The sequence below is a fragment of the Streptomyces sp. NPDC059895 genome, assembly GCF_042731035.1.
In the GTDB taxonomy this organism is placed as follows: domain Bacteria; phylum Actinomycetota; class Actinomycetes; order Streptomycetales; family Streptomycetaceae; genus Streptomyces.
The window spans coordinates 1-3,375 of the sequence record NZ_JBHWKO010000122.1 but is presented as its reverse complement, the minus strand read 5'-3'; the positions used below and the strand labels follow the sequence as shown (position 1 = coordinate 3,375).

Genomic DNA, 3,375 nt, shown 5'->3' with positions numbered 1-3,375 from the left:
GGGTGCCGTGGGTGAGGGCGATGGCGTCGGGGTGGGTGGCGGTGCGGTCTTCGATGAGTTGGTGGATGGTGGCGGTGTCGGGGTAGGGGCCGGTGCGGCCGTTCCAGTCGACGAGGATCTGCCGGCGCTCCCGCGCGGTCAGCATGTTCAGCTCGGCGATGCGTGACTCCGGAGCGTCCACGACCGACGCCAGCAGCGTGCTCAGGTGGCCCGCCATCCGCTCCACCGTCGCGCTGTCGAACCTGCTCCGGTCGTACACGAACCGGAACTCCAGTGCTCGGCCCGCCGAGACGACCAGGGTGAGGGGGTAGCCGGTCCGTTCCACGCAGTTGACGAGGCGACGGGTCATCCCCTCCGGGAAGTCCGACGGCTTCTGGACCACGGGGTAGTTCTCGAAGACCAGGATCGAGCGGAAGAGGGGCTCTCCGCGCGGGATGCGGCTGTGCTTCTGCACGTCGACCAAGTGGCAGTACTCCCACTGCCGCATCTCCAACTGCTCGTCCTGGAGGTCGCGCAGCCAGTCGGTGACCACGCGTTCGCCCGTGAGCCGGCCGCGTACCGGAAGGGTGTTGATGAACAGGCCCATCATCGACTCCACGCCGGGCAGTTCGATCGACCGGCCCGAGATCGTCGAGCCGAAGAGCACCTCGTCCTGACCGCTGTACCGGGAGAGCAGGATCGACCACAGGCCCTGCACCAGCGTGTTCATCGTGATCCGCTGGGACCTGGCGTAGTCGCGTGCCCGGCCGAACAGCTCCGGGGACGCACACACCTCGAACTCCCCGACCCCCGAGTCCCCGGTGTCCCGGTCGACGTGCAGGGCGGTCGGCTCGGTGACCCCGCCCAGGTAGTCGGTCCAGAACTCGGCGGCTCCGTCGTCCCGTCGGGCGCTCAGCCACTCGATGTAGCGACGGTACGGGGTGGACGGCGCGAGCCGGGCCGGCGCGTCGTCGAGCAGGCCGCGGTAGAGGGCGAAGAGCTCCTGCTGGAGGATCTGGATGCTCCAGCCGTCCAGGAGAATGTGGTGGAACGACCAGACCACGGTCCGGCACTGCTCAGCCGTCCGCAGAACCGTCACCCGGACCAGCGGCGCCCGCGACAGGTCGAACCCCCTGTCCCAGTCCTCCGCGAGGAAGGCCGCCAGCCGCTCCTCCTGGTCCGGCAGACCGCGCAGGTCCCGCACGGCGAACGGCAGGGCGGCCGTTCGCTGCACCACCTGAACCGGTTCCGACACGCCCTCCCACACGAACGCGCTGCGCAGGATCGTGTGCCGGTCGATCAGCTGCTGCCAGGCCCGGCGGAAGCAGTCCTCATCGAAGGGGCCTTCGACCTCCTCCGTCATCTGCACCATGTAGGGGCGGGTGTCGGAGGTGTCCTCCAGGGAGTGGAACAGCATGCCGAACTGCAGGGGCGACAGCCCGTAGACGTCTTCCACGTTGGGCGTACTCATATCGAGAACCTCTTCAGGATCGCGGCCATGTCGGACTCGCCGACGTCGGTGAGGGGAACGCCGGGAGCGGCGCGACGGGCGTCGACGGCACCGCCCGCGCTGCCGACGATCAGGTCGCGCAGGTTCCGGATGATGCCGTCGGTGAGGCGTTCCACGGTGCGGCGGTCGTGGAGCGCCTCCGAGTAGCCGATGTACACGCCGAACGTGTCGCCCTCGACGGCCGCGGTCACGTCGAGGACGTTCCAGCGCATGCCGTCCGGACTGACCGAGTGCCCCTTGGGCTCGCTCGGATCGGCGTACCGACCGATGCCGGGCAGGTCCCGGCTGAACTGCCCGAGATAGTTGAAGTTGACCTCAGGTGTCGGCTGTTGCCGCAGGACCGAGGTCATGTCGGGGGCGCCGAGATGGCGCAGGATGCCGTAGCCGACACCCTTGCGCGGAATCCGCGCCAGCTGCTCCTTCACCGCGTCGAGCGATGTCACGGGGGCCGAGCCCGGGGCCAGCCGCAGCGCGACCGGGAACACGGACGTGAACCAGCCGACGGTACGGGACAGGTCGACGTCGTCGAACAGGTCCTCGCGGCCGTGGCCCTCCAGACCGATCAGGGTGTCGTCGTCGCCGGTCCAGTCCCGCAGGGCGTGCGCCAGGGCGGTGAGCAACGCGTCGTTGATCTGTGTGCTGAACACCCTGGGCACGTCCCGGAGCAGCGCACGCGTCTCCTCCGGGCTGAGCGTCGCGTGGACGCTGGAGGCCGTCCCCAGCTCGTTGCGCCCGGACCGGTCGCGCGGCACCCGGCCCGCCGGCTTCGGCTCGGCCCAGTACGCGAACTCCGCGCGCGCCTCGTCGGAGGCCGCGAACTTCTCCAGCCGCTGGGCCCACGCTCGGAACGACGTGGTCTTGGCCGGCAGCCGCGGTGTCTGTCCGGCCGCGCGCCGTTCGTAGCAGGTGCCCAGGTCCTCCAGGAGGATCCGCCAGGACACACCGTCGACCGCCAGGTGGTGCACGGCCATGAGCAGTCGCTGTCCCCGCGCCGGACCCAGCTCCAGCAGGGCACACCGGATCAGGGGCCCCTTCGCCAGGTCCAGTGCGCGCTGCGTCTCCTCCGCGATGCCGAGGGACACCGGCCGTACGGAGTGGTCGGGGACGGCGGACAGGTCGTGGACGTCGAGGATGCCGGTGTCGACGATGTCGTCGAGGTACTGCCGCCACCCCTCGTCCCCGCGCTCGTAGCGCAGGCGCAGCGCGTCGTGGTGCTCCACGAGATCGGTCAGCGCGAGGCGGAGGACGTCGGGGTCGAGGCCGTCCGTGGCCAGCAGTTCCGCCTGGTTGAAGTGGTCGTACCGCGGCAGGTCCTTCTCGAAGAACCAGTGCTGGATCGGTGTCAGCACCACCTCTCCGACCACGCGCCCCTGCTCGGCGTCGATCCGGGCGCTGGTGCCGGCGTTCGCCGCGATCTCGGCGATCGTCTGGTATTTGAAGATCATGCGGGGGGTGAGGTGGACACCGAACTTCTTCGCCCGGGCGATCATCTGGATGCTGATGATCGAATCGCCGCCCAGCTCGAAGAAGTTGTCGTGGACGCCGATGGTCTCGATGCCGAGGATGTCGCTCCACACGGCGGCGAGCGTGCGCTCCGTGTCGGTCCGCGGCGCGGTGTAGGTCGTGTCGAGGTCGGGGCGGTCGTGCCCGGGTGCGGGGAGTGCTTTGGTGTCGATCTTGCCGTTGGGGGTGAGGGGGAGTTCGTCGAGGGTGACGAAGGTGGCGGGGACCATGTGGTCGGGGAGGGTCTGCCGCAGGTGGGCACGGAGTTCGCGGGTGGGGGGTGGTGTGGTGTGGGGTGTGGTGACGATGTAGGCGGTGAGTCGTTTGTCGCCGGGTGTGTCTTCGCGGAGGGTGATGGTGTTGGTGGTGATGTGGGGGTGGGT

At 69.4% G+C, this 3,375-nt stretch carries 2 protein-coding genes; both read right to left on the bottom strand.

The genetic code is table 11. The features are described from left to right. A partial coding sequence (locus ACFV9M_RS41875) for a condensation domain-containing protein (RefSeq protein ID WP_385102739.1) occupies positions 1-1,450 on the bottom strand: 1,450 nt, incomplete at its 3' end. After that, on the bottom strand, positions 1,447-3,375 hold a 1,929-nt coding region (locus tag ACFV9M_RS41870; protein ID WP_385102736.1), incomplete at its 5' end, for a condensation domain-containing protein. The genes ACFV9M_RS41870 and ACFV9M_RS41875, both read right to left, overlap by 4 nt.